Below are 26,275 nucleotides of genomic sequence, written 5' to 3' on the forward strand. Positions count from 1 at the left end.
GCGTCAGGCGCGCACTCAGCGAGTGGTGGCCGCCTCGCTCCGCGCGTCGAAGGCCGCCGGATGCAGTGCGCGCGCGAGCGCCTCGACCCCCTCGACCAGGCGTGGACTCGGGCGCGAGAGCAGCGACGGATCGATGCCGTCGACGATACGCCCGTCGCGCAAGGCAGGCACCTCCGCCCAGCCCGGCCGCAGCAGCAGCGCGCGCCTGAGCGCTGACCGATCGGCCAGCGGCACGTTGAGCAGAATCACCTCGGGCGCCGCGCGCAGCACCGCCTCCGCGTTGACCTGCCAGGCCGCGCGCGCCACCGACTGAAAGATCGGCTGCCCGCCGGCCCGGCGGACCAGATCGGCGATGAAGGAGCGGCTGCCGACGGTCCAGGGCTGCAGCGGATTGCTGCCATCGAGCTCGACGTACACGCTCGGAGGTCGCCGCGACCGAACCCGCGCAGCCACCGCCGCCAGCCGCTGCCGCAGGCGACCCGCCAGGTGCTCGGCCGCGATCCTGCCGTCACAGAGCCGGCCGATCGCCACGATCGCCTCGAGCACCGCGGCCACCGACTGCGGGTCAAAGCTGATCACCCGCGGGCCAAGCCGCTGCAAGCCGCGGGCGCGGCGCGCGTCGACGTGGTTCAGCAGCACCAGGTCGGGCCGAAAGCTCGCGACGTGCTCGACGACGAGCGAGAAGGGGTCGGTGGTCGGCAGGCGGCGCACGGCCGCCGGGTAGTCCGAGGCCGGGTCGCGGAGCACCACGCGCGCCCCGCAGCCGACCGCGAAGAGCACCTCGTTGAGCGCAGGCGCCAAGGCCGCGATGCGCCGCGCAGGCGCACGATCGGCCGAGCTTCGCCCATCCGAGGCCGGCGCCGCAGCGCCTCCGCCCTCGCAGCCCGCGCTCAGCACGCAGGCCGCGAGCACCAGCGCGCTAGTGCGCGAAGGCACGCCGCAGCTGCGGCTCGAGCGTCTTGTAGGCGGCGCGTGCGAGCTGCGCGGCACCGCGGACATCGGGCGCCCCGCCCACGTGCACGCCGGGTACGGGCACCAAGCTACCGCCGACGCCGAGCAACGCCACCGCCGTGTAATGCAGCAGCAGCAGCGCGGGCCGCGGACTCAGGCCGGAGAGCAGCGACATCGGCCCGGTGGCCGCGAATCCGCCGAACTGCCAGTACTGCATCATCGCCGCGCGCATCCGCTCGAGCCCGGGTTCGTCGGCGCGCAGGACCTCGTAGAGCGCCCCGGCCAGCCCATCGATGGTCAGCGCCAAGGGTCGCCGCGCCTCGTAGAAGCGGGTGAGCGTGCGCTCGGTGGCGACGCTGTCGCCGAGCGCGACCGTCGCGAGGCCCTCGGCCAGCAGGCAAACGTCGTTGAGCGCCACCGTCATCCCGCCGCCGGTCACCGGGTGGCGCATGTTGAGCGCGTCGCCGAGGAGCACCAGCCCGGGCAGGCGCACTGGCCGCGGCGCCAACGCATAGGTCGGCATCACGCGCGGTAGCTCGCCCGCCTCGAGCGTGGCGAGCAACGCAGCGCGCAGGGGCTCGGGGAGCTGCGGCGCCGTCGTCGTCCGTAGGAACTGCACGAGGCCATCGCCGCGCCCGCGCGGCAGCTCACCGGGCAGGTCGACCAGCAGTCGAACCTCATCGCTGCCGATCTGATAGCCAAGGATCGGGGCCGGCTGCGTGACGAAGACGTGCCCATGCTGCGCGTGCGGCAGCACGCCGCCACGCAGCAGCACGCCGACCGAGTGGGAGAGGCGCGCGGGCGCCTCCGCGCCGACGCAGCGGCGCAATCGCGAGCTGCGACCATCGGCGGCGACCACGAGCTGCGCCTGCAAGCGCTGCTCGTGACCCTCGCGGTCGCGGTAGACCACGCCGGTGACGCGCGCATCGGCGGCCGTGCCGGCGCGGATCAGCTCGGAGGCCGTCCCGCAGCGCAGCTCGACGCCCGGCGCCGCGGCAGCCGCTTCGCGCAGCCGCATGACGAAGCGTCCGTGGTGAAAGGCATAGCCCTCGACCGGTGCGCCGCGCTGGCCGTCGCTGCCCGTTGGATAGGCCAACGCGCGCTGCTCCTCGCCGTGGATCACGGCGAAGCCGCGCGTGCGCTGGGCGTCGATACCCTGGACGCAGCCGAGCAGGCCCAGCGCCTCGAGCGAGCGCGCGCCGCCCGGCTGCAGCAGCTCACCCACGAATAGATCAGGCGCTCGAAGATCGCGCTCGAGCAAGAGCACGCGCCGGCCCGCGCGCCCCAGCCGCGCCGCCAGGGCCGCGCCCGCGACGCCGGCGCCGACAATCACGACATCATGGCTGGACATCATCGACACCTTGGTGGCTCCCCTCGCCTAGCGCACGACGGACGTCGGGGGCTCACGGCCTGCGAGCTGCCCATGATCCGGCCGCCGCGGCGCGATTGTGCTGAGCGCCGGCCGCCCAAGTCAACCCTGCCCATGACCCTGCCCATGACCCTGTCCCGGTCCCGCCCCCGCCAGGGGCGCCGAGCGCGGCTTCGGCTTGCGCAAGGGGTCGTCGGCGCGGCAGCAGACATCGCTCAGGCGCTTCAGCCGCGCTGCCAGCGCTGGGGTCAGCGCGTCCTCGGCGCAGCGCCACTCCCAGTTGCCTGCGAGCGTGCCGGGCACGTTGAAGCGCGCCTCGCTGCCCAGGCCGAGCACGTCCTGCAGCGGCGCCATCGCCACCAGGGCCGGCGAGGCCCACGCGGCGCGCAAGAAGTCCCAGGCGACCTCGGGATTCCTGGCGTCGAGATAGGCCTCGGCGTAGGCGCGGTCGGCGGCCGAGGCCTTGGCGTACCAGCCACAGATCGTGTCGTTATCATGCGTGCCGGTGTAGACGACGCAGCGCGGCGGATAGGTATGCGGCCGGAACTCGCTCGCCTCGGCCGAGTCGAAGGCGAACTGCAGGATCTTCATTCCGGGGTAGTGGAACTGCTCGCGCAGCGCGATCACATCGGGCGTGATCACGCCGAGGTCCTCGGCCAGGATCGGCAGCGGGCCGAGCGCCTTCGTCAGCGCCAAGAAGAGCGCCGCACCCGGGCCCGGCTCCCAGCGACCGTGCTTCGCCGTCGGCTCGTCAGCGGGGATCGCCCAATAGGCGGCGAAGCCGCGGAAGTGATCGATGCGCAGCAGGTCGTAGCGGGCGAGCTTAGCCCTCACCACTGCGGTCCACCAGGCGAAGCCCGTTTCATAGTGCCGCGCCCAGTCGTAGAGCGGGTTGCCCCAGCGCTGGCCGTTGGCGCTGAAGTAGTCCGGGGGCACGCCGGCAACCGCGGTCGGCCGGCCCTGCGCGTCGAGCGCGAAGAGCTCACGCTGGGCCCAGACCTCGGCGCTGTCGTAGGCCACGTAGATCGGCAAATCGCCGACTAAGCGCACGCCCTGCTGCTGAGCATGCGCCCGGAGCTGCTGCCACTGGCCATAGAAGAGGTATTGGACGAATTTCTGCAGCGCGATGCCGCCGGCCCGCTCGGCACGGACCGCTGCGAGCGCGGCGGGCTCACGCAGGCGCAGCGGCTCCTCCCAGTTATCCCAGGCGACCCCGCCCGCGGCGCTCTTGATCGCCATGAAGAGCGCGAAGTCGTCGAGCCAGGCCGCCTGCTCGCTGCAGAAGTGCGCCAGCTCCTCGCGCATCGCCGGCGTGGCACGCTCGCCGAAGCGTGCATGGGCCCGCGCGAGGCGCGCCCAGACGAACGCGATCACGCGCTCGTAGTCCACGCGCGTCCCGTCGAAGGGCCGCTCCGGCCGCAGGTCCTCGGCGCTGAGCCAGCCCGCGCGCTGCAGGCGCTCGAGGTCGATCAGCAGCGGATTGCCGGCGAAGGCCGAGAAGCATTGGTAGGGGGAGTTGCCGAAGCCGGTCGGTCCAAGCGGGCAGAGCTGCCAGAGCTGCTGGCCCGCCGACGCCAGCCAGTCGACGAAGCGAAAGGCCGCATCGCCCAGGGTACCGATGCCCTGAGGCCCCGGCAGCGCCGTCGGGTGCAGCACCACCCCGCTACAACGTTCCAACTCCATCGCCCCGCCCTCCCGGCTGCGCGCGGCAATGTAACAGAACTGTCTCCGCGGCGGTGGACCGCTCACCGATTTTCGGCTGGCGCGCCGAGCAGCGGCGGCCGCCCTCCCGGCCACCGGCCCCCCGCTCGGCAGGGCTCCAGCACGGAGGGTTGCGCCGAGGAGCCCCGGACGAGGCGCCGAAGCGGTCCGCCGGGCGGTGGGCCGCCGTCGGAATGGCTCTCTGCAACCACAAGGCTTTTCCGCTACGGCTGAGCCCGTGGCCGGCCCCAAGCCGGCGCTCACGACGCGCCCGGCCGGCGCTGCCGGGCGCGATGCACCGTCTCCATGCGCTGGCCTGCCTCGTGGCACGTGGGGTGCTTGCGTGAGACCTCGGCCCGAGCGATGCGGGCTCGACGAGGCCGCCGCCGGATCCGCCGAGCCCGCGACCCGCGACGAGCCCGCAACGAACCCGCCAGCGGGCACGGCAAGTGGGTACGAAGGAAGCCGTTGGCGGGAAGCGCGAGGATCGGTTATAGATCAGGGTTCGCGGGCCTGTTTCTGCCAGCGCCAAATGAGAGGGCCAGACGAGAGGGCCAGACGAGAGCGCCAGATGAGAGCGCCAGACGAGAGCGCCAGACGAGAGCGCCAGACTGGGTAGTCGGAGCGAGATGAGTCGTTCACCAACAGGTCCTTCGCCCATCGGTCGCGCACGGCGTCGCAAGTCGAGCAGCCCGCTCTGCTGCGCCCTGGCGCTCGCCCTGGCCTTCGCCGCGGGCGGCAGCACGCCGGCGGCGGCCCTGCCGATGGTGAAGGACAGGCAGGACGGCTTCCAGGACGGGTTGCCAACCAACCGGGGATTGCGGACTCACCAGGACAGGCTGCGCCAGCGCCTCGGTGACCCGCTGCCTCGTCGTGAGCAGAGCCAGGAATTTCCTGGTCGTCCTGGACGAGCGATGGCCGAGCCAGCGCGCCACGATCAGGCGCCGTTCAGTCGTAACGCTCGATCGAAGGCGGGCGCGCCAGCTGGCGGCTTGGGCGCCGCGCGTGGCGGCGCGTTCGGAATCGCTAGCCCCGGCCACCGCCCACTCCGGGTACCCGCTTCGCGCTTCAGCGCGCCTGATCGACGCGCGACCGGCCACGGCCTAACCTCGGCCGCGAACCGGCTACTACTTGGACGCGACCGTGAACGCGGTGTTCAAGCACGGATTTTCGACCAGCTCCGCCCCGCCGCGAAGCGGCCGCTGGAGCATGCCCAGCTGCACGCGACCGGGCTGCGGATCCGTGCCCTCACACAGCTCGTGCGGGATCGCCTTTCGTCCGCGGCCGCGGCGATGAACCGACATGCCGGGCGGCTAGGTAGCCCAAGTAGAGGGGGACGTCTGGCTACGTTGGACGGTCAACTCCAGGATCAACACGTTCGCTTTCAATACGCCGCCGCCTGCGAAGGTCGCTGCGATGACATGACGGCCCTTGGAGCGGCATTGCGCGCGCTTCCCGCCAATCGGTCGCCTCGGGACAGGGCTGGCTCTCGATCGCGCCGTGGTTCCTTCAGCGCTCAGGTGCGCGGCGCCATGCCGACCATGCGGACCATGCCGACCGTGCCGATGGGCGGAGACGCTGCTCGCTTCAGCGGCGAGCTGGCCGACCTCGCGGGCGACCTCGTCGCGTTGCGGCCCTCCAGTGGCCCTCGCGCTAACGCCACCCTCCAGTGACGCCGACGCTGACCTGAGACGCCTGTGGGCGGGGTGCCCCCGTGTTGTGGCGCTCCCAGGGGCGGCGCGCTTGGCTCAACGGCGTCCTCGTCCATGCCGCATCCTCGCGCTGTGCTAGATTGCCGCCATGACCGAGACGATCTTTGCTCGTATCCTTCGTGGCGAGGTGCCCTGCCATCGCGTCTATGAGGACGCGCAGGTGCTGGCGTTTCTCGACGTCAACCCGCTGGCGGCGGGGCACCTGCTGGTGATTCCCAAGGAGCCGGCGGTGACGCTCGACGTGCTCTCAGATGACGCGGCGGCCGCGCTCGGCCGCGTCCTGCCGCGCTTGTGCCGCGCCCTGATCGCCGTCACCGGCGCGCCTGGCTATAACGTCTTGCAGAACAATGGCAGCGTGGCCCATCAGGCCGTGCAGCAGGTGCACTTCCATCTGATCCCGAAGCCCGATGCGGAGCGCGGGCTGGGGGTGGGGTGGCCCGCCGGCCGGCTCGACGGCGCCGAGGGTGCGACGCTTGCCGCACGCCTCGCTGCGGCCGTCGCCGCGACCGCGACATGAGCGCCCGCGGCAACCACCCGCGGGCGGTGATCTTCGACCTCGACGGGACCCTCGTCGATTCGTTGGCGGACATCAGCACGGCGATGAACGGCGCGCTCGCCGAGCTCGGCCTACCCGTCCATCCGGCGGCGGCCTACCGCCACTTCATCGGCGACGGCGTCGAGCCGATGGCCCTGCGCGCGCTGCCACCCGAGCGCCGCGACACGGCCTCCCTCAGCGCCTGCGTCGCGCTTTGGCGCCGACGCTATGGCGACTGCCTGCTCGAGCAAACGCGGCCTTACCCCGGCGTCAGCGCGCTGATCGACGCGCTGAGCGCGCGCGGCCTGCGGCTGGCCGTGCTCTCCAACAAGGCCGACGACCTGACCCTGCGCATCGTCGCCGCGCTCTTTCCCGGCGCGCCCTTCGCCGAGGTGCGCGGCGCCCGGGAGGGGGTGCCGAAGAAGCCCGACCCCACCGCCGCTCTAGCCATCGCCGAGACGCTCGGCGTGCCACCCACGCGCTGCCTCTACGTTGGCGACACGGCGATCGACCTCGACACCGCGCGCGCCGCGAGGATGGTGCCGGTGGGCGTGCTCTGGGGCTTCCGCCCCGAGCAGCTCCGCGAGAGCAACACGGCCCAGCTCCTCGAGCAACCCGCCGCGCTGTTGAACTGGCTGCCAGGGCAAGCCGAGCTGCCTGAGGACCCTCGCTAGCGGGCCCAACGCGCCCCAGGAAACCTCGCGCATGCCTGGCTTTCCCGTCAAACCCGCCTACGTCGGCGAGCGCGTGCGCATCGAGGGCGTGGCGCGCCATCCGCTGACCACCTCCGCGCCGGTGGTCGCGCTGGCCGAGGACCGCCACCGCGTGCTCAACCCCGACACCACCGCGACCGCGACCTCGGAGCCCCTCGCCGCGCTGCTGCGGCGCTCGGCGCGCGACGTCTGGGCGGTCGGCGACATCGTCGTGCGTGGCCTGGTCCCGCGCGTGTTGCTCGACGTCGTCGTCTACGATCTCGAGGCGCGGCCGATCGTCGAGGCCGCGGGCGTGACGCGCGGCCTCGTCGCGCTGATGGACGAGCTCTCGCGCCGCCAGCTCACCAGCGCCGCGCTCGAGCCGATTGGTATGGCGCACGGCGGCATCTCCGCCGAGACGCTGGCCCAGGCGCTGCACGGGGCCTGCGCCCACGCCCCCTTCGGCCTGCAGCTCCAGCTCTGCGATCCCAATCGCTGGCTGCTTCGCGAGGTCCTCGAGGCGCTCGCTGCGCTCGAGCGTCCGCATTAGGCGCCTGCTGAGTTTTGGGGCCACGCGGCCAGCGCCGCTGGCAGCCGCTGGCAATCGATCGCCGGGCTATCAGTCGGCGGCGACCTGCGGCGCCGGGCCGAAGCGGCGCTCGACATAGCTGTCGACCAGGCGCCCGAAGTCGGCGGCGATGCTGGGGCCCTCGAGGGTGCACTGCAACTTGCCGTCGACGTAGACCGGCGCGCGCGGCGCCTCACCCGTGCCCGGCAGGCTGATGCCGATATCGGAGTGCTTCGACTCGCCGGGGCCGTTGACCACGCAGCCCATCACCGCGACGCGTAGCGTCTCGACCTGGGGATAGCGCGCCCGCCACTCGACCATCTTCTGCTTGAGGTTGTCCTGCACCTCGGCCGCCAGCTCCTGAAAGAGCGTCGAGGTCGTGCGCCCGCAGCCGGGGCAGGCCGTCACCGAGGGCGTGAAGGCGCGCAGCCCCATCGTTTGCAGAATCTGCTGCGCGACCTCGACCTCGAGCGCTCGATCACCGCCGGGCGCCGGCGTCAGCGAGACCCGGATCGTGTCGCCGATGCCGCGGGCCAGGAGCGGCGCCAGCGCGGCCGTGCTGGCGACGATCCCCTTGGCGCCCATCCCGGCCTCGGTCAGGCCGAGATGCAGCGCGTAGTCGTCGCGCTCGGCCAGGCGCTCGTAGACCTCTTAGAGGTCGCGGACGGTCGAGACCTTGGCGCTCAGTACGATGCGGTCCTTCCCCAGCCCGTAGCCCTGTGCGGCCTCGGCCGAGCGCAGCGCCGAGGCCAGCATCGCCTCGATCATCACCTCGCGCCCGGTCTTCGGCGCGGTCGCCTTGGCGTTCTCGTCCATCATTTGCGTCAGCAGCTGCTTGTCCAGCGAGCCCCAGTTGACGCCGATCCGCACCGCCTTGCCGTGGCTCACCGCTTGCTCGATGATCGTGCGGAAATTGTCATCGTGGCGGCGTGCGGCGCCGACGTTGCCGGGGTTGATGCGGTACTTGGCCAGCGCCTGCGCCAGCGCCGGAAACTGCGGCAGGAGCTGATGGCCGTTGTAATGGAAGTCGCCGATCAGCGGCACGTCGACGCCCGCGTCGTCGAGGCGCTGGCGGATCTCCGGCACGGCCCGCGCGGCCTCTTCATGATTGACCGTGATGCGCACCAGCTCGGAGCCGGCCCGCGCCAGCGCGGCCACCTGAGCCGCCGTGCCCGGCGCATCGGCCGTGTCGGTGTTGGTCATCGACTGCACGACGACCGCGGCCGACCCTCCGATCACGACCTGTCCCACCCGCACCGCAACCGCCGCTCGGCGTTGTCCCTGAATCATCGTTTGGCCCACCTGCTAGGTTCTGACGACCCTGGCGCGAGCCTGACCGAACTCCCCGACCAAGGCAAGCACCGGCCGGCCCGTGGCTGATGGCTGCCGGTCGAGCGACCACTGCCATCACGAGCGCCGCAGGCGGGCACCGGACGGCTAGCAAATGCGGGCTGGCGCTCGCGAGGGCCAGCGGGCGCCGCGCGTTGCCGGAAGGCGCCGGTCCGGGAATTGACCCGCGGGCGCGGGCGGCTCATACAATCCGCACGCCCGCACTGGCGGGACGACCCTCGGTCTGGGAAGGAGCTCGCCGTTGACCCGTGCCCGACGCCGCTCCGGCGTGCTGATTGTCTGTCTATTGGCCTGCAGCCTCGGCGCGAGCAGCCGCAGTCCGGCCCAAGCGCCCACCGTCATGGCCTGGCAACCGCGACCGCCGGAGCAGGTGACCGCGTCGCGGCGCGTCTGGGCCTATCTGGACGGCCAGCGGCGCGCGATGGACCTCGACGACGCACGCCGTCTCGGCTTCACCATCGTCGATCTGAGCGACGATTGGGCCCCGATCATCTTCTGGCCGCAGACGCCCGGTGAGCGCGACAGCAAGCCGAACGAGTACCTCGACGACTACATCGCGCTGGCCAACGACCGCATCGATCTCGACGGCGCCCGACTGCGGCGCGGTCGCCAAAACCACCTGGAGGTCTACGGCATCCCGCCCTCGCTCGGCGTGCTGCGCCAGCGCTGGCTCGAGGACGAGGCCAAGCCCTGCTTCGCCGCCCTCGACCCGACGGTTTTTCACGACTATCAGGGGCCCGTGCGGGTCGTTGACGAGGCCGGCAGCGCGCGGCTGCAGCAGCAATATCAGCAGGCCCGGGCCGCCTTCGTGGCCGCGCAGCGCGCGAGCGGCACGCGCAACCTCGAGCGCCTGCTGCTCGACCCGACCTATCGCCGCACGGCAGCGACCTACAAACGGCTGCAGTGGCAGCGGCGCGCGCTGACGGCGATGCATCAGCGCCTCGCCTGCGAGGGCCTCTACGAGGGGCGCGTCCCTCAGGTCGCGCCGGGGCAGGTGACCTGGGCCGTGCGCGAGGCCTTGCGCCGCTTCGAGCGCAAGCACAACGTCTACGGCGCCGGCATGATTCACGAGGACACCGCGCAGGCGCTCGGACGCAGCGCGCGCGAGAATAACTTCGAAGCGCTGAAGCGCGTGATCACCGAGCGCGCCGTCAGCGCCGCCGGTGTGGTCGAGGATGGCACCGTGACCGCCAGCTATCGCGGCGCGGACGGCAAGACGCAGCGCGTGCAGGACCTCGTCAGCCAGGTCGCGCAGGCCACGCTGAAGGCGCTCGGCCTGACCGACGCGCTGCGCGGGCTCGAGTTCGTGCGCGAGCCGGGACGCGAGGGCTTCACGCGGCTCCTGGTCGGCGTGCGCCTGCCGACGCTGCCCGAGTACCACACGCGGGCGATGGACCTCTCGGTGGTGATCGACCGTGGCGACGTCTGGTACGACCTGCCCTTCGACGAGCGCGGGGGCCGGCTGGCGCAACCCCGCTCCCGCCTGCCGGCGGTCACGGTCTTTACGCGCTACCGCGACCAGCTCATTCCGCTGGTGCGCTGGCGCACCACGATCGGGAGCTGGCAGAAGGAGATGCGCGGCAACGAGGAGTACTACAAGTACAAGGTCTCCGACGTCGGTAGCCGCGTCTGGAAGCATGTCGTTGCCGGCCCGGTCTGGGTGCCCCCCAAGGTCACCCCTGGCCGCGAGCTGATCAAGGCTGGCGGCAGCGGCCTGCGCGTGGCCCAGAGCGCCTTCGGGCCGGGCTACGCCTCGGCCTACGGCCTCGTGGCGGCGTTTCACGTCACCGCTGCCGGCGCCGATAACCAGGTGCGGACCCACGGCACCGTCAACTACATGAGCGTCTTCAGCGGCTTCTCCCACGGCTGCCACCGCCTGCGTAACTTCCAGGCGGTACGGCTCTTCTCCTTCGTGCTGCGCCACCGAAACTTCAAGCGCATCGGCCAGCTCCGCCTGGCCTATACCCACCGCTTCGAGCACCGCGGCGAGGAGTTTCAGATCAATCTGCACACGCGCGGCTACTACTACGAGCTGACGCCGCCGCTGCCGGTCAACGTGCTCGAGGGCACGATCCGCGGCACGCTCAAGCAGCCGATCGAGGAGTACGTCAAGAAGCCGTCACAGGTTTATCAGGACGAGCTGCCGCCGGCCGGCGGACGACCCAAGGGGCCGAGCGGCGCGCCCCGCGGCCACGACGCACCGCATAGCCACATGCAGCAGCAGCAAGCCCTCTAGCCGGGCGAGGCCGAGCGCTGACGGCTCAGGACGAGGGGGGGCAGAGCCGCAGGCAGCGCGCGAGCTCGGCGTCGGCCTGGCGAAAGCACGCGGTGCGCGCTGGGCGCTGGGCTGGAGGAACACTGCGACAGCGCTGGTAGGCCTCGGACTTGGCCGCGTAGCAGGCCGCGTTGCAGCTCGCGGTGCTCGGGAGATCCTTGGCGGCATCCTTGGCGGCATGCTCGGCGGCATGCTCAGCGGCATGCTCGGCGGCATGCTCGGCGGCATGCTCGGCGGAGGCCCGCGCGCAGCCGCTGAGGACCAGTGCGAGCACGAGCGCGCCGCCCACGGAAACAATCGACCTGATCATCGGCATCATTGGCCCCCCTTCGTCGCTGCGTGCCCCAGCCCCCATTGTACGAGGTCGCGGGCAGCGCGACCACGGCACCTGCGCCCGCCCCGCCTTCATCAAGCGCGCGAGCGCCCGTTACTTCCAGGCCAGTCGCAGCTGTTCGCCCATCGTCGGCGGCAGGGCGGTCGTCAGGCAGGCGCGCGCCGCCGCGACCTGGTCGGGGCGCACGTAAACCCGCGTCAGCCGCGCTGGCTGGGCGTAGCGCTCAAAGAGCGGCGAGTACTCCTCGATGCGGCTGACCCGCTGCAGCGCGCGGTTGATCACGAAGATCGGCGGCTGGCGACCCGCCCCGTAGTAGCGGCTGAGGACGCCCTCGTCGCGGCTGATGAAGAAGTCCACGGCGGCGTGCCGCAGCGCGTCCTGCAAGGCCGCGATCTCGGCGGCGCCATCGGCCGTGTGCAGCTCGAGCAGGCGCCGGTAGAGGTCACGGGCCACGACGCGGCGCGCCCACGGGTTCGGCGACGCGCGGAGGATCGTCCAGAGCGTGATGTCGTCGCAGGCGACGTAGCGCTCGGCGTCGGTCGGCAGCGCGAAGGCCTGCGGCTCCTCCTCGATGAAGCGCCCCAGCATCGTGTCGAAGCCGACCGCCGTGTGGTGGTAGTAGACACTGACGAACATGTGATAGCGGCTGAGCAGGAAGTCCTCGAAGGCAAAGATCGCTCGGTGCGCCAGCGCCAGATGCGCGCGCGCGTCCTCGACGTGCAGCGTCAGGTTGCTGAGCAGCCACTGCTCATCGAACTTGCCGTAATTGACGCCGGCGTAGAACGAATCGCGCTGCAGGTAGTCCATCCGATCGGCGTCGAGCTCGCCGCTGACGATCTGGGCCAGCAGCGGCGCGAAGTCGATGCCGCTCACCACCAGCGACGCGGCCCGCGCGGCGAAGCGCGGGCTGATCAGCTGCGCCACGTCGTGGGCGCCGAGCCCGAGCGGGGCGAAGCGCTGCTCCAGCGTCTGCCTCAGCGGCGAGGCCAAGAGCAGCAGCACCGTGTAATCCTCATGGGTCGCACGCTCGAGCTGCTCCGCCGCCGTGAAGCAGTCGAGGCCCAACGCGCGGCGCGGCGGCATGCAGTCCTCGGTCGCATGCGAGAGCGGGGCGTGGCCGAGGTCGTGGAGCAGCACCGCGAGGCGCACGAGCTGGCGCAGGCGGCGGCGCTCGCCCTCGGGCAGGACACCCTCGTCGCCCGGCGCAAACACCGCGTCGAACATCCGCGAGGCCATCTGCATCGCGCCGAGGCTATGCGCGAAGCGCGTATGCGTGGCGCCAGGAAACGCCTGATCGCCGAAGCCGAGCTGGCGGATGCCGCGCAGGCGCTGAAAGACCGGGCTCTCGACGAGCGCGAGCTCGTCGGGGCTGAGCGCGATCGTGCCGTGGATCGGATCGCGAAAGTGAATCGGCTCGGCACGCACGAGCGGCTCCCCCCGGCTCAGGCAGCGCCGGCGAATAACGTGTGAGCGGAAGCCCGATGCACCAGGGCGGGCAGCAACGTCCCGGGCGCACAGGGCGGGCCGGCGACGACCGTCGTGCGAAAGCAGCTCGTGCGCCCGAGCATCGTCTGCGCGTCACGGGGGTTGGTCCCCGTCACGAGCACCTCGACCGTGCGGCCGATCAGCGCCGCGTGCCGCGCCCGACTGCTGCGCTCCTGCAGCGCGAGCAGTCGCGCCAGGCGCTCGACCTTGACCGCGTCGGGAAGATCATCGGGCCGCGCCCGTGAGGCGCGCGTGCCGGCGCGCTCGCTGTACTTGAACATGAAGGCGCTGTCGAAGCCGACCTCCTCGACCAGCGCGAGCGTCGCCGCGAAGTCGGCCTCGGTCTCGCCCGGGTAGCCGACGATGACATCCGTCGAGAGGGCGAAGTCGGGCAGCCGCGCGCGCACGGCGGCGATCAGCGTCCGATACTGCGCCGCGCTGTAGCCGCGCCCCATGTCCTCCAGCACGGCCGTGCTGCCGCTCTGCAGCGGCAGGTGCAGGTGGCGACCGACCCGCGGCAACTCAGCCAGCGTGTCGAGCAGCCGCGGATCGGCGAAATCGGTCGGGTAGGGCGAGGTGAAGCGCAGCCGCATCGTCGTGCGCGCGTGGAGCGCGCGCAGCAGCTCGGCGAAGCCGACCTCGCCAACGCGATAGCCGGAGACGGTCTGGCCGAGCAGCGTCAGCTCGCGGAAGCCCTGCTGCTCCATCGCCTCGGCCTGCCGCAGCACCTCGTCGGGCGGCACGCTGCGCTCGCGCCCGCGCACGAAGGGCACGATGCAGAACGAGCAGAACCGGTCGCAGCCGCGCATGATCGTGATGAACCCACTGACCCCGTCGGCCCGCTGCGGATCGATCCCGGTGTAGAGCTCGCGGCGGTCGAGGCGCACGTCGACCAGCGGGTCCTGGGCCTCGGCTCGCGCCTCGCGCAGGAGCTGCGGCAGGCGCCGATAGGCGTCGGGACCGATGACCAGGTCGACATAGGGCGCGCGCGCCAGCAGCGATTCCTTGGTCCGCTCGGCCATGCAGCCGACCACCCCCAGCACGAGCTCGGGCCGCGCCGCCTTGGCGCTCTTGAGCCAGCCCAGGCGGCCGATGATGCGCTCCTCGGCGCGCTCGCGGACGGCGCAGGTGTTGAGCAACACCACATCCGCCTGCTCCTCGCGCTCGACCAGGACAAAGCCCTCGCCGGCCAGCACGCCAGCCATCAGCTCGGAATCGGCCACGTTCATCTGGCAGCCGTAGGTTTCGATGTAGACAGCGGTGCTCACGGCGGGACATCCAGCGCGCAGGGGGCGGTTACCGGCGAGAATCTAGCAGGCGCCGCGCGGGGCGCAAACCGCGGCGCCGCAGGGCGGGGCGCGGAGCGGGGTCCCTGGCCCCCGGGAAGCGCCCGAGGCCGCGCGACGCCGGGCGACGCCGCCCGACGCTCCTTGAGCCCCGTGCGAGTTGGCATCCGGCGTGCTTAGAGGGCCCAGGTGGTCTAGCCCTGCTCTGGGGCAGCGCTCTTGCTTGCCCGGGCCCTTGGCTGATCCAAGGACCTATCGAGGATCGATCGTGTTTCGTATCGCTCAGCCCAGCTGGACCGCGCTCTGCCTGGCCGGCTGCCTCCTCGGCGCCTCGCCAGGGGCGCGGGCCGATCGGGCCCTCTTCGACTTCGTCGACTTCGCCGCGGAACGCCGCGCGATGGTGGAGACGCTGCGCGCGGAGGGGATCACCGACGAGGGCGTGCTCTGGGCGATGGGCGCCGTACCCCGCGAGCAGTTCGTGCCCGCGGGGTACCGCCGGCACTTCGCCGGAGACCACGCCATCCCCCTCGACTCCGACACCACCGAGAGCAGCGTCAGCCGACCGCTGACCGTCGCCGCGATGAGCGCGTGGCTCGAGCTCGCGCCCGGCGATCGGGTGCTCGAGATCGGCACCGGCAGCGGCTACGGGGCGGCCGTGCTCGCAACGATGCTGAAGCGGCTCGGCGCGCACCCAGGAAGGGGCCGAGCGGGGCACCTCGACACGGTCGAACTCGACCCTAAGCTCGTCGTCGCGGCGAGACAACGGCTGCTGCAACAGGGCCACACGAACGTCCGCTGCGCGCTCGCGGACGGCTCTCTGGGCCTCCCGGGCGCGGCGCCTTTCGACCGCATCATCGTTTGCCGCGGCGGTCGGTGAGCGCAGGGTGATCGCGCGCCTCGCCGCGCAGCTCGTCGATGGCGGTCGAATCGTCGCGCCGCTGGCCGGTTGGCTGGGCGTCGGCGAGCGCGCGGGGAACACCGTGCTCTGGACACCGAAACGCCAGGCCAACTTCGTGCCTCTGGTGGAGCCCTTGCCCACGCTCGCCCTGACGGGATCGCTGCCTTCGATTCGAGCGGCGCGACGCGCCCAAGCCGAGCGCGCTACAATGTTCTCGTGCCGGGCTCCGAGATCATCGTCTGCGGTCAGCGCCTCGCCATCGACCATCCGGTGGTGACCTTCGAGGACAGTGACGGCTTCAGCGCCTACGTCCCCCATTGCACCGACAACATCAGCCGCGTCTTCGCGCGCGACCCGGCGCCGGGCCTGGCGCAGCGCAGCTCGCGCTGGCGCCTCCGGCAACGGATCAGCCCCACGGCGCGCCTCGGCGAGCTGCGCCAGATCGTGCGCCAGGTGACGGTGCACCTCGACGGCTGTCGCGACGCGGCGATGTGCTTCGACGTCCTGCACAACGAGCGTGGGCTCTCCGTGCATTTCATGGTCGACACCGATGGGACGATCTACCAGACGCTGGACCTGCTGCACTGCGCCTTCCACGCCGCGGGCGTCAATGAGGTGGCGATCGGCATCGAGCTGCAAAACCTCGGCGACGCCGCCCGCCGTCCACACGCCTATGCCAAGGCGCGGCCCACGGTGACCTGCACCGTCCACGGCGCGCAGTTTCTCTGCTACGACTTCACCGATGCGCAGTACGAGGCGATGGGGCGGCTCGGTCGCGCGCTGACGCGCATCTTCGACCTGCCGCTGGCGGCGCCCAGCGCCAACGGCAGCGCCGTGTGGACGCGCCTCGACGAGCCCCGCGCCTTTCGCGGTTTCCTCGGCCACTATCACATCAGCCTCAACAAGTGGGATCCGGGGCCCTGGGACTTCCCGCGCCTCTTCGGCAGCATCGGCTCGCGCCTGACCTTTCCGCTCAGCGGCGTCGCCAGCGATCGGGGCGCGGCCAGCCTGGCCTTCGAACGCGAGGCCGCGCGCTACTTCGAGCTGAGTGAGCAGGATGCCCATGCCTACTTCCCGGTGGGCCCGCTCGGCGACTCGCGGCTCTGGCATGGTGGGGTGCACCTGCCGGCGACCGAGGGCGATCCGGTGCATGCGATCGCCCGCGGGCGTATCGTCGCGGCGCGGCTGGGACCGCCCTGCCCGCTGGGGAGCTGCAGCTTCGTCTTGCTGCGGCATCAAACCACGCTGCGCCAGCAGACGCTGACCTTCTTCTCGCTCTACTTCCATGTCGCCGGCGCCGCCGAGCTCGGGGCGCCCGGCAGCCCGGCGCTGCCCTGGATCGACCGGCTGCCCGATGGGCCCGCGCCTGCCGCGCTCGCGCGCGGCGAGCTGGCGCTGCTCGGGCTCGAGGTTGACGCCGGCGAGGTGATCGCCAGCGTCGCGGAGGCGGGACCGGCGGGTCAGCGCCAGGCCCAGCTGCACTTCGCGATCTTCAGCGCCGACGAGCTGGCCCGCCGGATCGATCCGGCGGCCTGGGAGGTAATCGAGAGCGACGGGAAGCGGCGCCTCTGTGACGAGCCCGCGATCCTGCGCCGCATCGACCGTCCCCTCGGCCGCCAGCGGCCCGACGGCCGCCTCAGCCGTCGCGAGCTGCGGAATTTCTTTCGGCTCAGCCCGCGGCGGGAGGACCTGCGGCGCCTGGTGGTGCGGCACCTCTCCGAATGGACCCCCGGCGGCTGGGCCGAGGAGCTGGCCCGCGCGCCCGACTTCGCCGCGCTGCCGCCGGCCCAACGCCAGCGCATGATCGCCCAGCAGATCACACCGACGACCTGGTGGACCCGCACCGTCGCCGAGCACGCCGGGCTGCCACGCGACGGCGTCGTCTACGCCTATCATCCGATCGGCTTCGTGCTCTGGCTCAAGCAACTCCAGCAGCGCGAGACCGCGACGCGCGCGGCCGGTATCGAGGGCGCCGATCGCTGGCTCGGCCAGCTCGCCCCCTCGCACCTCACCGTCGACAGCGAGTCCGCCAACGAAATGACGGATGCGGAGGACTTCTACTCGGGAGAGCAGGGCAAGCAGCTCGAGCTCGAGGACCTCGTCAATGGCTATCCGGACTGAGCGGGAAGCAGGTGCCGCAGCAGGCGCAGCAGGCGCACCTGGCGCACCTGGCGCCGAAACGCCGCGCGTCGGCCGACGCGCCATCTTGCAGGGCGCCCTTTGGAGTCTGCTGCCCGCGGGCCTTGGCCTGGGGGCCTGGCTGCAGCCCCGGCGCAGGGCCCGCCGCGCGGCGCCGATCAGCTGGATCGGCCACCGCTGAGCGCTGGTGCTATCATCGCCGGGCGGGCGCCGCCGCCCCCACCGACACCATGCCTGCATCGCGCACCTTGCTGCAGCGGCTCGAAGCGCCCGGCCCGCCCGATCAGCGCGAGCTGAACGCGGACCTGCGCCAGCTTCGTGACTCGATCCGCGAGCATCTCCAGACCCTGCTCAACAGCGTCTACGGCGGCTCGGAGAGCGCACCGGAGTTCGGCGTGCCGAGCTTCGGCGACTTCATTCGCGGCGGTCAATCGGGCCAGGCGATCGAGAGCGCGGTGCGCCGTGCGATCGAACGCTACGAGCCGCGCCTCAAGGAGGTCAACGTCGCCTTCGACGAGGGCGGCGAGCAGGGCTCCGCCTTCGAGCTGCGCTTCAGCATCACGGCCAGCGTCGTCACCGGTCACGGCCAGGTTCCGACCGTCTTTCGCAGCATCGTCGAGCCCACCGGCCACGTGCGCGTGGGCGGCGGCTAGGGCGGGCGGCGCGGATGGACCGCCGCAGCTTCCGCGAGCATCTGCGCTTCCTCTATGAGGGCGGCCACGCGATGGCCCAGGCCCATCCGCGCGTGGCGGCGATGCTCGGCGGGCTGAGCTACGACCCCGACGTCGAGCGCTTGCTCGAGGGCATCGCCTTCATCACCAGCAAGATCGGCGAGCGCCAGGCCAAGAGCCTCGACGAGGTTTGTCAGCTGCTCTTCGACACGCTCTTCCCGCATTATCTCGCCCCGCTGCCGGCCACGACGATCCTGCAGTTCGAGCAGCCCGAGGGGGCCCCACGCGCGAGCGTGCCGCGCGGCAGCATCGTCGCGTCGCTGCCGGTGCTCGAGACGCCCTGCCACTTCCGCACGGCCTTCGCGGTCGAGCTGGGCGGGCTGCACCTCGACGAGGTGATCTGGCAGGCCCAGGGCCCGAGCACGACGCTCGAGCTGCGCTTCGGCGCTGGCGCCTGGCTCGCGCAGCCTCCCGCTCGCGATCGCATCGCCCTGCACCTGCACGGCGAGCCGCTGCTGACCCGGGCGCTCTATGAGTGGCTGCTGCGCGCCGTCGAGCGCGTCGAGCTGGTGGATGCGCGCGGCCGGCCGCTGGCGCTGACGGCGCTGCGGCCCCAGGCGCTCGGCTTCGGCGAGGACGAGGCGCTGCTCGACTATCCGAGCGGCAGCTTCCCCGGCTTTCGCCTGCTGCAGGAGTACTTCACGCTGCCCGAGAAGTTCCTCTTCGTCGCCTTCGATGGCGTCTGGGCCGAGCTGCAGCGTGCCGGGCTGGCGGGTGGGGAGCGCTTCGGCCTGCGCCTGACCCTGCGCGCCAGCGCCGAGTCACTGGTGGTCACCACGCAGAACCTGCGGCTTGGATGCACCCCTGCCGCCAACCTCTTCGAGCATGGGGCCGACCCGGTGCTGCGCGATCCCGGCCACATGGACTACCGCGTGCGTCCAGGCGGAAGGCACCTGCACCACGATACGGTGCGCGTGCTCGAGGTCAGCGGCTTCTCCGCGGCGCGCGGCCATCGGCCCTACGCGCTGCTCTCGGAGGCCGACCTCTCGCGCAACGACGGCGCCCTCTGCCAGCTCCATCGCAGGCTGGTCGGCCGCGAGCTGCAGAGCTACCTCTGCGTCTACGACACGGCCGCCGAGCTGCCGACCGAGGAGACCCTGACGATCGAGCTGCTCTGCAGCAACGGCTACCTGCCGACCGCGCTCGGCGTCGGCGACATCCGCGTGCCGCTCGGGCAGGCAGCCGAGCTGCGCTGCGCCAACCTGCAGCCACCGACGCGCCCCCTGCCCCCGCCCGTGGGCGAGGACCTGCGCCGCCGACTGGTGCGCCACATGGCGCTGAGCCAACGCGAGCTGACCTCGATCGCAGCGCTGCGCGAAGCGCTGACGCTCTACGACTTCCGCCTGATCTATGACCTCGCGGCCCGCCGAGCGCATACCCAGCTCCACGAGGGGCTGCGCGAGGCCACGACCACCACGCTGCTGCACCGCCACCGCGGGGTACCGCTCTGGGGGCAGACCACGCTGCTCGCCGTCGACGATCGCGCCTTCACGCCCGGCGAGCTGCACCTGCTGGGCTCGGTGCTGAGCGAGCTGCTGGCGTTGCAGGCCCCGCTGAACATGTTCTCCGAGCTCGGCATCCGCCGGCTCCAGACACAGGACCTCCACCGATGGCCAAAACGCCTGGGCCGCGAAGCGCTCGCGAGCTGCTGAGCTACCTGCGCGACCACGCACCGCGCGTGGCGTTCTTCAACGCGCTGCAGCTGCTGGAGCGCCTGCTGCCAGGAGCCGCGCGCATTGGCCATAGCGGCCCGGCCGACGACGAACGCCTGCGCATCCGCCCCTCGCTCTCGCTCTCCTGCCCGGTGGCCGACCTCGAGTCGATCGAGCTCCCGGCCGACGACCGCGGCCCTGTGCGGCTGACGGTGACCTTCCTCGGCCTCTATGGCGTCGATTCGCCGCTGCCCCCGCTCTACGGCGAGCACCTGGCGCAAACCGCCGAGGAGCCCGGAGGCCAGCGGGTGCGGGCTTTCCTCGATCTCTTTCACCACCGGCTCTACTCGCTGCTCTTTCGCGCCTGGCGCAAGTCGCATCCGGTCGGCGCCGGCGAGCGTCCCGACGCGCTCTACGATCGGCTGCTGGCGCTGACGGGCTACTCGAGCCGCCTCGGCCTCGGCGGTCCGACGATGCCGCGCCTGGCGGAGGCGCGGATCACGGTGATGCAGGCACGCACGGCGCTCGGGCTCGAGGCAATGCTGCGCTGGCGCGCGGGGCTCACCTGCCGCGTCGAGCAGGCGCTGGTCAGACAGGCCGACATCCCTGGCGATCAGCGCACGCGGCTCGGCCGCCAGCACTGCGTGCTGGGCAACGACCTGGTCGCGGGGGCGCGCGCCACCGATCGCAACCTCGTGGGCCTGCACGTGCAGGCCGAGGACCACGCGGCGTGGTGCCGCCTGGCGCCGCGCGGGGTCGATCGCCGCGCCGTCGACCAGGCCGTCGCCGACTACCTCCGTGAGCCGGTGCCTTACGAGCTCACCGTGCACCTGGCGGCGGCGCAGGCACCGCCGTGGCGCCTCGGCACCCGGCAGACGGCGCTCGGACGTGACACCTGGCTCGGTTGCCCTCGTCCCGCGGCGCGTTGGCGCTGGCGCCAAACAGTGACCTCACACCCCACAGCACCTTTACACCCCGCAGTAACTTCACACCCCGCAGTAACCTGACACCCCACGGTAACTTGACACCCCACTGGGGGACTGGCGACGATTCCAATCCGACCCCAGCCCTCTTTCCATCGGAGCTCCCATGCTGCAACCCGATCCCGCCGCGCTCCTGCGTACCCTCAATCGCCACTGCACCCAGGCCCTCGAGGCGGCCGCGGGGCTGAGCCTCTCGCGCGGCCACTACGAGGTCACCGTCGAGCATTTTCTCTCGCAGCTCTTGGTCGATCCCAACGCCGACCCGCACCTGATCTTTCATCGCTACGGCATCGACGAGGGGCGCGTCCAGGCGGCGCTGCAGCGGCAGCTGGAGGGGCAGCGCAGCGGTAACTCGGGCCGACCCGTGTTCTCGCCGCTGCTGCTGGCCTGGCTGCGCGACGCCTGGCTGCTGGGCTCGACGGAGCTGCGCCTGCCCGTGCTGCGCTCAGGGGTGTTGCTGGCGATGCTGATCCAGGAGCCCTACAGCTACACGACGGGCTCCTTCGTCGAGCTGCTCGAGGCGATCCCGCGCGAGGAGCTGCGACGCCAGCTCCTCGCCCTCGCCCACGGGTCGATCGAAGAGGAGCTGACAGGCGTCGGCGGGGCCGCCGCTGGCCCGCCCGCTGGCGCGGGTGGGGCGCGCCCCGAGGGGGGGGGGCCGAGCGGGCCGCATAGCCGCGGGCCCGAGACCGCGCTCGGCCGCTTCACCACCGACTTCACCGCCGAGGCCCGCGCCGGACGGCTCGATCCGGTGATCGGCCGCGACGCCGAGATTCGCCAGTGCATCGACATCCTGGCGCGGCGGCGCAAGAACAACCCGATCATCGTCGGCGAGGCGGGGGTCGGCAAGACAGCGTTGGTCGAGGGCATCGCCCAGCGCATCGTGGCCGAGGAGGTCCCGCGACCGCTGGCCAACGTCGACCTGCTGGCGCTCGATCTGGGCCTGCTGCAGGCGGGCGCCAGCGTCAAGGGCGAGTTCGAGAACCGCCTCAAAGGCGTGATCGAGGAGGTCAAGGCCTCGTCGCGGCCGATCATCCTCTTCATCGACGAGGCCCATACCTTGATCGGCGCTGGGGGCGCCGCGGGCGGCGGCGATGCGGCCAACCTGCTCAAGCCAGCGCTGGCGCGCGGCGAGCTGCGCACCGTGGCGGCCACCACCTGGGCCGAGTACAAGAAGTACTTCGAGAAGGACGCGGCGCTGACGCGACGCTTCCAGCTCGTCAAGGTCGACGAGCCCGGCGAGGACAACGCCGTGGCGATGATGCGCGGGCTGGCGCCCCATTACGAGGAGAGCCATGGCGTGCGCATTCGCGACGATGGCGTAGTCGCGGCCGTGGCGCTGAGCAGCCGCTATCTCTCCGGCCGCCAGCTCCCCGATAAGGCCGTCGACCTGATCGACACCTGCGCCGCCCGCGTCTCGATCGCCCAGGGCGCCAAGCCGGCGCGGCTCGAGGACCTGGAACACCGCCAGCACGTGCTCGAGCGCGAGGAAGCGGCGCTGGCGCGCGAGGTCGCCGAGGGGCGACCGCAGGGGCCGCGCCTGACCGAGATAGCAGAGGCGCTGGAGGAGACGCGCGCGGGGCATGCGACGCTGGCCGCGCGCTGGGAGCAAGAGCGCAAGCTCGTCGGCGAGGTGCTGCGCCTGCGCGAGCAGCTGGGCCGCTCGTCGGCCGAGGACCCAGAGGCGACCGAGGCCGGCGCCGTCGACGCCCAGACCCCGGCGGAGGGGTCGGCTGCCGCGCTTGACGCTGAGGACGAGGCACTCGAGGCGGCCACCACCGGGCACTACAACCCCGCCGAGCTGCGGCCGGCGCTCGAGGCCGCGGAAGCGGCGTTGGCTGCGCTCCAGGACAAGGACCCGCTCGTCCCCGTCGAGGTCACCCCGGATCTCGTGGCCGCGGTGGTCGCGGACTGGACCGGCATTCCCGTCGGCAAGATGGTGCGTGACCAGGCCAGCGTGCTGCTCGCCCTGGAGCAGCGCCTGGGCGAGCGCATCAAGGGGCAAGATCACGCCCTGCGCTCGCTCGGCGAGGCGATTCGCTCGGCCAAGCTCGGCCTGGCGAACCCGCGCGCGCCGATCGGCGTGTTCCTGCTGGTGGGGCCGAGCGGCGTGGGCAAGACCGAGACCGGGCTGGCCCTGGCGGACCTGCTCTTCGGCGGCGAGCGCTTCCTGGTCACGATCAACATGTCCGAGTTTCAGGAGAAGCATACGGTCTCGCGGCTGATCGGCTCACCGCCAGGCTACGTGGGCTACGGCGAGGGGGGCGTGTTGACCGAGGCCGTGCGGCAGCGGCCCTATTCGGCGGTGATCCTCGACGAGGTCGAGAAGGCCGATCCGGAGGTGATGAACATCTTCTATCAGGTCTTCGATAAGGGGATGCTCGCCGATGGCGAAGGGCGCGTAATCGACTTCCGCAACACCGTGCTGCTGATGACCAGCAACCTCGCCTCGGAGCGCATGACCGAGCTCTGCATGCAGGTCCCGCCGCCGACGCGCCAACAGGTGATGGAGGCGATTCGGCCGCAGCTCGTGCGTCACTTCAAGCCCGCGCTCCTCGCCCGCATGACCGTCGTGCCCTTCTTTCCGCTCTCGGCCAACGCGATGCGCGCGATCGTCACGCTCAAGCTCGACCAGCTGCGGGAGCGCCTGCAGCAGACGCACCGCCTGGCCTTGCAGATCGACGACACCATCGCGCAGCAGATCTTGGAGCGCTGCGCCGAGGTCGAGACCGGCGCCCGCAACATCGACCACATCCTCTCACGCACGCTGTTGCCGCTGATCTCCCGCGCCCTGCTCGACCGCATGGCCCAGGGACCGCTCCCCGATAGCATGACCCTCACCCTGCAGGACGGCGACTTCGCCCTCAGCTTCAGCGAGGACGCCGCACCAAGCGCAGCCTCGCCCGAGAGCGCACCCTAGCGGACCGTTTCGGTCAGGTACCGGACGTGGATCAAGGGTGGCGATCGGCGAAGCCGCTTGCTTAGCAGCCCGTTGATCTGTCGCTCCCGTCGCGAGGCACAGCACTGCGACCTGAGGTCGGCGTGGCGAAAACTACCCGTAGCAGCGCTCTGGCGACGCCGCGCCTTGCCCTCGGGCCGCAGCTCCATGCCTCGCTTGGTAAACAATAGATCCACGGGCTGTTAGCCGCGGACGGGGTCGCGTTGGCGCGGAAGCCGGTGCGTACGCGAAGCGGCGTGCCTGGGGCGAACTTGAAGGCACCATCAGTCGGCACCACGTCACCCAACCCCAGCATCGCCAGGAGCGAAGCAACGCCGCGTCGATTTCGACGAGAAACGACCCCGGCCGGCCGATCGCGAGCCTTGCGCCTCCTAATCGGCCGGCGGAGCGAGCGCTTTCGTCTAGGCCCTGAGCGCGTAGGCCCACTCTGGCTTGAACTGCTCCAGAAACTCAGGACCCGGCCCAGAGGGGGTCTTTCCAGAACCCTGAGGCGCCATAATCATGAAGTTCGCATCACCAGCCAGCGTCGCAAGATCCTCTGCGTACGCGGTGCAGGTGAAGATCATCTGAACCGCCTTTGACTTGGCGTCTCGGATGGGCTTGCTGGCGATCTTGGCGTTCGCGAAGAGCTCGACGAACTCGATGTGGACGCCGCCCTCCTTCGGGCCCCGCGGCTGAGCGGTACCATGCGCGCCGTCCTGGGCATCCGCTGATTCAACGGTGACGATGACGATATTCGCGGGCGAGTTGGCCGTGCAGCCCGAGGCTTTGAAGCCGAGGGCCTGCGCATCCGTACCCACGACCGTCATGTAGAGCGTTCCGGTCTCAGCGGCAAAGTGGAAGTTATCGAGAAGAACGTAGTGCTTGTCGAGAAGATTGAGGCTGCAACCAAGCGCATTGATCTGGTCCAGCACAGGCTTATCGACCTGACCGTGCTTCGCCAAATCCACCCCTTCCAGTTCCTTCGCTCCCTTCGCGGGTAATGCCTTGTTCCTCTGGACGATCGCTACATACTGAGAGGCCATTGAACTACTCCTTCTTGTCTGGTTGTGCGCGAACGCACTCCTGCTTTGTCTTCTACGCCCTCGGCCTTGCCGTGATCTACGGACCGTTACGGCCGGGTCGCAAGCCCGCCCACGGAGGTCGGCTTCCGTTAATTCTTATCGAGCTTCCCGACCAGCGAAAGTGTGAAATTCGCCCCCATGTACTTAAAGTGGGGGCTGAGCTTCATTCCAACCTTGTACCAACCGGCGTTACCCGGAACGTCCTCAACCTCAATGGAGGCGGCGTTGAAGGGCTTCCTGTCGGCCAGCTTGATGTTATCGGTGACGAATTGGTTGATCCATCGCGAGAGTTCCTCCTGCAGACTGCCCGCGGTCTTCCAGCTCCCGATGTGCTCGCGCTGGAGCACCTTGATGTAGTGCGCGACGCGCGTGATCATGAAGATGTAGGGGAGCTGCGTCCCGAGCCGGTAGTTCAGCTCGGCGGCCTTGGCCTCCTCCGACGTCCCGAAGAACTTCGGCTTCTGTAGGGAGTTGGCGGAGAAGAACGCGGCGTTGTCGCTGTCCTTGCGCATCGTCAGGGCAATCAGGCCCTGCTCGGAGAGCTCGTACTCGCGGCGCTCGGAGATCAGCACCTCGGTCGGAATCTTGGCCTTGGTCTCACCCATCGCCTCGTAGAGATGGATTGGCAGGTCGTCGACGGTGCCGCCTGCCTGGGGCCCGATGATGTTCGGGCACCAGCGGAACTTGGCGAAGCTGTCGGCGAGCCGCGTCGCGAAGGCGAAGGCGGCGTTGCTCCACATGTAGTGCTCATGCGAAGCGGAGACGTCCTCGTCGTAGGCGAAGGTGCGGACGCGGCCCTCTTCGGCCTTGAAGGGCGGGCGGACGAGGAAGCGCGGCATCACCAGACCGAGGTAACGCGCGTCCTCGGTCTCGCGCAGGCCCTTCCACTTGGTGTACTGCGGCGCCTCGAAGAGCCCCTCGAGGTCCTTGAGGTAAGGCAGGTTGGAGAAGTCCTTCTCCTCGGCGCCGAAGAGCGTCGGCGAGGCCGCAGCGATCACCGGCGCGTGGGCCATCGCGCCGACAGCGGCGAGATGGCGCAGCAGCGTGATGTCGCTGTTGCCGAGACCGAACTGGTAGTTGCAGACCATCGCCCCGTAGGGCTTGCCGCCGAACTGTCCGTACTCCGCGGTGTAGACCTGCCGATAGAGACCGGAGGTGGGGATTTCGGTGGCGTCCTCGAAGTCGTCGAGCAGCTCCTGCTTGGTGGCCTGAAGCAGGCTGATGCGGATGTTCTCGCGAAAATCAGTGCGGTCGACCAGCAGCTTGAGGCCACGCCAGGCCGACTCGATTTTCTGGAAGTCGGGATGGTGCAGGATGTGGTCGACTTGCTTGCCGATGCGGCGATCAATCTCGGCGATGACCACATCGATGACCTTGCGGTCGATGCGCTCGCCGGCGCTGCGGCGTCCGACGAGCTGGCCGATCAGCGCCTGGACGCTGGAACGAGCCTCGTCGTAGCCCTCCTGGGCCGGCCGCACCTTCATCTCGGAGACAATCGAATCGAGCAGCGAGGGCGCCTGCGCCTCGGCTGCGGGTGGGGTAACCTGCGCTTCTGTCTTGCCTTGGTTGGCCATGCTTTGCTCCTCCGCTC

19 protein-coding genes and 1 pseudogene are annotated in these 26,275 nt (G+C 70.8%); 11 read left to right on the top strand and 9 right to left on the bottom strand.

Annotation, left to right across the window (positions count from 1 at the left end):
• Positions 1-15: 15 nt before the first annotated feature.
• The 3 genes from IPL40_06005 to malQ all read right to left on the bottom strand — a co-directional run bounded on the left by IPL40_06005 (position 16) and on the right by malQ (position 4,003).
• Positions 16-936, bottom strand: a complete 921-nt coding sequence (locus IPL40_06005; protein MBK8480711.1) for an ABC transporter substrate-binding protein — start codon at positions 934-936, stop codon at positions 16-18.
• Entirely contained in the window at positions 920-2,302 is a 1,383-nt protein-coding gene (locus tag IPL40_06010) for an FAD-dependent monooxygenase (GenBank protein ID MBK8480712.1), read from the bottom strand. The genes IPL40_06005 and IPL40_06010 overlap by 17 nt, the downstream gene beginning before the upstream one ends.
• A 120-nt stretch (positions 2,303-2,422) precedes the next feature.
• Positions 2,423-4,003 (bottom strand): 4-alpha-glucanotransferase, encoded by a 1,581-nt coding sequence (gene malQ, locus IPL40_06015; protein ID MBK8480713.1) that lies wholly within the window; start codon positions 4,001-4,003, stop codon positions 2,423-2,425.
• Between the two features lie 1,550 nt (positions 4,004-5,553).
• Between malQ and IPL40_06020 the strand changes: the two genes are divergently transcribed.
• The 4 genes from IPL40_06020 to IPL40_06035 all read left to right on the top strand — a co-directional run bounded on the left by IPL40_06020 (position 5,554) and on the right by IPL40_06035 (position 7,510).
• The gene (locus tag IPL40_06020) at positions 5,554-5,694 is read left to right on the top strand and encodes a hypothetical protein (protein ID MBK8480714.1); all 141 of its coding nucleotides are present in this window, start codon (positions 5,554-5,556) and stop codon (positions 5,692-5,694) included.
• 127 nt (positions 5,695-5,821) lie between these two features.
• The gene (locus IPL40_06025; protein ID MBK8480715.1) at positions 5,822-6,250 is read left to right on the top strand and encodes an HIT domain-containing protein; all 429 of its coding nucleotides are present in this window, start codon (positions 5,822-5,824) and stop codon (positions 6,248-6,250) included.
• Positions 6,247-6,942, top strand: coding sequence for an HAD family hydrolase (locus IPL40_06030; protein MBK8480716.1), 696 nt, complete (start codon positions 6,247-6,249; stop codon positions 6,940-6,942). Before IPL40_06025 ends, IPL40_06030 begins: the two co-directional genes overlap by 4 nt.
• Positions 6,943-6,973: 31 nt before the next feature.
• The gene (locus IPL40_06035; protein ID MBK8480717.1) at positions 6,974-7,510 is read left to right on the top strand and encodes a hypothetical protein; all 537 of its coding nucleotides are present in this window, start codon (positions 6,974-6,976) and stop codon (positions 7,508-7,510) included.
• Positions 7,511-7,579: 69 nt separating this feature from the next.
• Here IPL40_06035 and ispG read toward each other — a convergent pair.
• Positions 7,580-8,818: pseudogene (gene ispG, locus IPL40_06040) on the bottom strand (flavodoxin-dependent (E)-4-hydroxy-3-methylbut-2-enyl-diphosphate synthase).
• Positions 8,819-9,119: 301 nt separating this feature from the next.
• Between ispG and IPL40_06045 the strand changes: the two are divergent.
• Positions 9,120-11,114: a hypothetical protein gene (locus IPL40_06045; protein ID MBK8480718.1), complete on the top strand. Its 1,995-nt coding sequence runs from the start codon at positions 9,120-9,122 to the stop codon at positions 11,112-11,114.
• Between the two features lie 25 nt (positions 11,115-11,139).
• Here the strand turns inward: IPL40_06045 and IPL40_06050 are convergent, their stop codons facing one another.
• The 3 genes from IPL40_06050 to miaB all read right to left on the bottom strand — a co-directional run bounded on the left by IPL40_06050 (position 11,140) and on the right by miaB (position 14,240).
• The gene (locus IPL40_06050) at positions 11,140-11,463 is read right to left on the bottom strand and encodes a hypothetical protein (protein ID MBK8480719.1); all 324 of its coding nucleotides are present in this window, start codon (positions 11,461-11,463) and stop codon (positions 11,140-11,142) included.
• A 117-nt stretch (positions 11,464-11,580) separates the two neighbouring features.
• Positions 11,581-12,897: an HD domain-containing protein gene (locus tag IPL40_06055; GenBank protein ID MBK8480720.1), complete on the bottom strand. Its 1,317-nt coding sequence runs from the start codon at positions 12,895-12,897 to the stop codon at positions 11,581-11,583.
• A gap of 32 nt (positions 12,898-12,929) precedes the next feature.
• Entirely contained in the window at positions 12,930-14,240 is a 1,311-nt protein-coding gene (gene miaB, locus IPL40_06060; GenBank protein MBK8480721.1) for a tRNA (N6-isopentenyl adenosine(37)-C2)-methylthiotransferase MiaB, read from the bottom strand.
• A 286-nt stretch (positions 14,241-14,526) separates the two neighbouring features.
• Between miaB and IPL40_06065 the strand changes: the two genes are divergently transcribed.
• From IPL40_06065 to tssH, 6 genes are all read left to right on the top strand, one after another.
• On the top strand, positions 14,527-15,135 hold the full coding sequence (locus tag IPL40_06065) for a protein-L-isoaspartate O-methyltransferase (protein ID MBK8480722.1): 609 nt from the start codon (positions 14,527-14,529) through the stop codon (positions 15,133-15,135).
• A 237-nt stretch (positions 15,136-15,372) separates the two neighbouring features.
• The gene (locus tag IPL40_06070; protein ID MBK8480723.1) at positions 15,373-17,277 is read left to right on the top strand and encodes an N-acetylmuramoyl-L-alanine amidase; all 1,905 of its coding nucleotides are present in this window, start codon (positions 15,373-15,375) and stop codon (positions 17,275-17,277) included.
• Between the two features lie 248 nt (positions 17,278-17,525).
• Positions 17,526-17,948, top strand: a complete 423-nt coding sequence (tssE, locus tag IPL40_06075) for a type VI secretion system baseplate subunit TssE (GenBank protein ID MBK8480724.1) — start codon at positions 17,526-17,528, stop codon at positions 17,946-17,948.
• A gap of 14 nt (positions 17,949-17,962) precedes the next feature.
• Complete coding sequence (gene tssF, locus IPL40_06080; protein ID MBK8480725.1) at positions 17,963-19,678, top strand: type VI secretion system baseplate subunit TssF; 1,716 nt, start codon at positions 17,963-17,965, stop codon at positions 19,676-19,678.
• A complete protein-coding gene (gene tssG / locus IPL40_06085; protein ID MBK8480726.1) occupies positions 19,636-20,685 on the top strand; it encodes a type VI secretion system baseplate subunit TssG in 1,050 nt (349 codons plus the stop codon). Before tssF ends, tssG begins: the two co-directional genes overlap by 43 nt.
• An 82-nt stretch (positions 20,686-20,767) precedes the next feature.
• Positions 20,768-23,581 carry a type VI secretion system ATPase TssH gene (tssH, locus tag IPL40_06090; protein ID MBK8480727.1) on the top strand — a complete coding sequence of 938 codons (2,814 nt, stop codon included), beginning with the start codon at positions 20,768-20,770 and terminating at the stop codon, positions 23,579-23,581.
• Positions 23,582-24,021: 440 nt separating this feature from the next.
• Here tssH and IPL40_06095 read toward each other — a convergent pair whose 3' ends face one another.
• Positions 24,022-24,645: a hypothetical protein gene (locus IPL40_06095; protein ID MBK8480728.1), complete on the bottom strand. Its 624-nt coding sequence runs from the start codon at positions 24,643-24,645 to the stop codon at positions 24,022-24,024.
• 128 nt (positions 24,646-24,773) lie between these two features.
• The gene (tssC, locus tag IPL40_06100) at positions 24,774-26,258 is read right to left on the bottom strand and encodes a type VI secretion system contractile sheath large subunit (protein MBK8480729.1); all 1,485 of its coding nucleotides are present in this window, start codon (positions 26,256-26,258) and stop codon (positions 24,774-24,776) included.
• Positions 26,259-26,275 lie beyond the last annotated feature (17 nt).

Source organism: Pseudomonadota bacterium, from assembly GCA_016711215.1.
Lineage (GTDB): Bacteria > Myxococcota_A > Polyangia.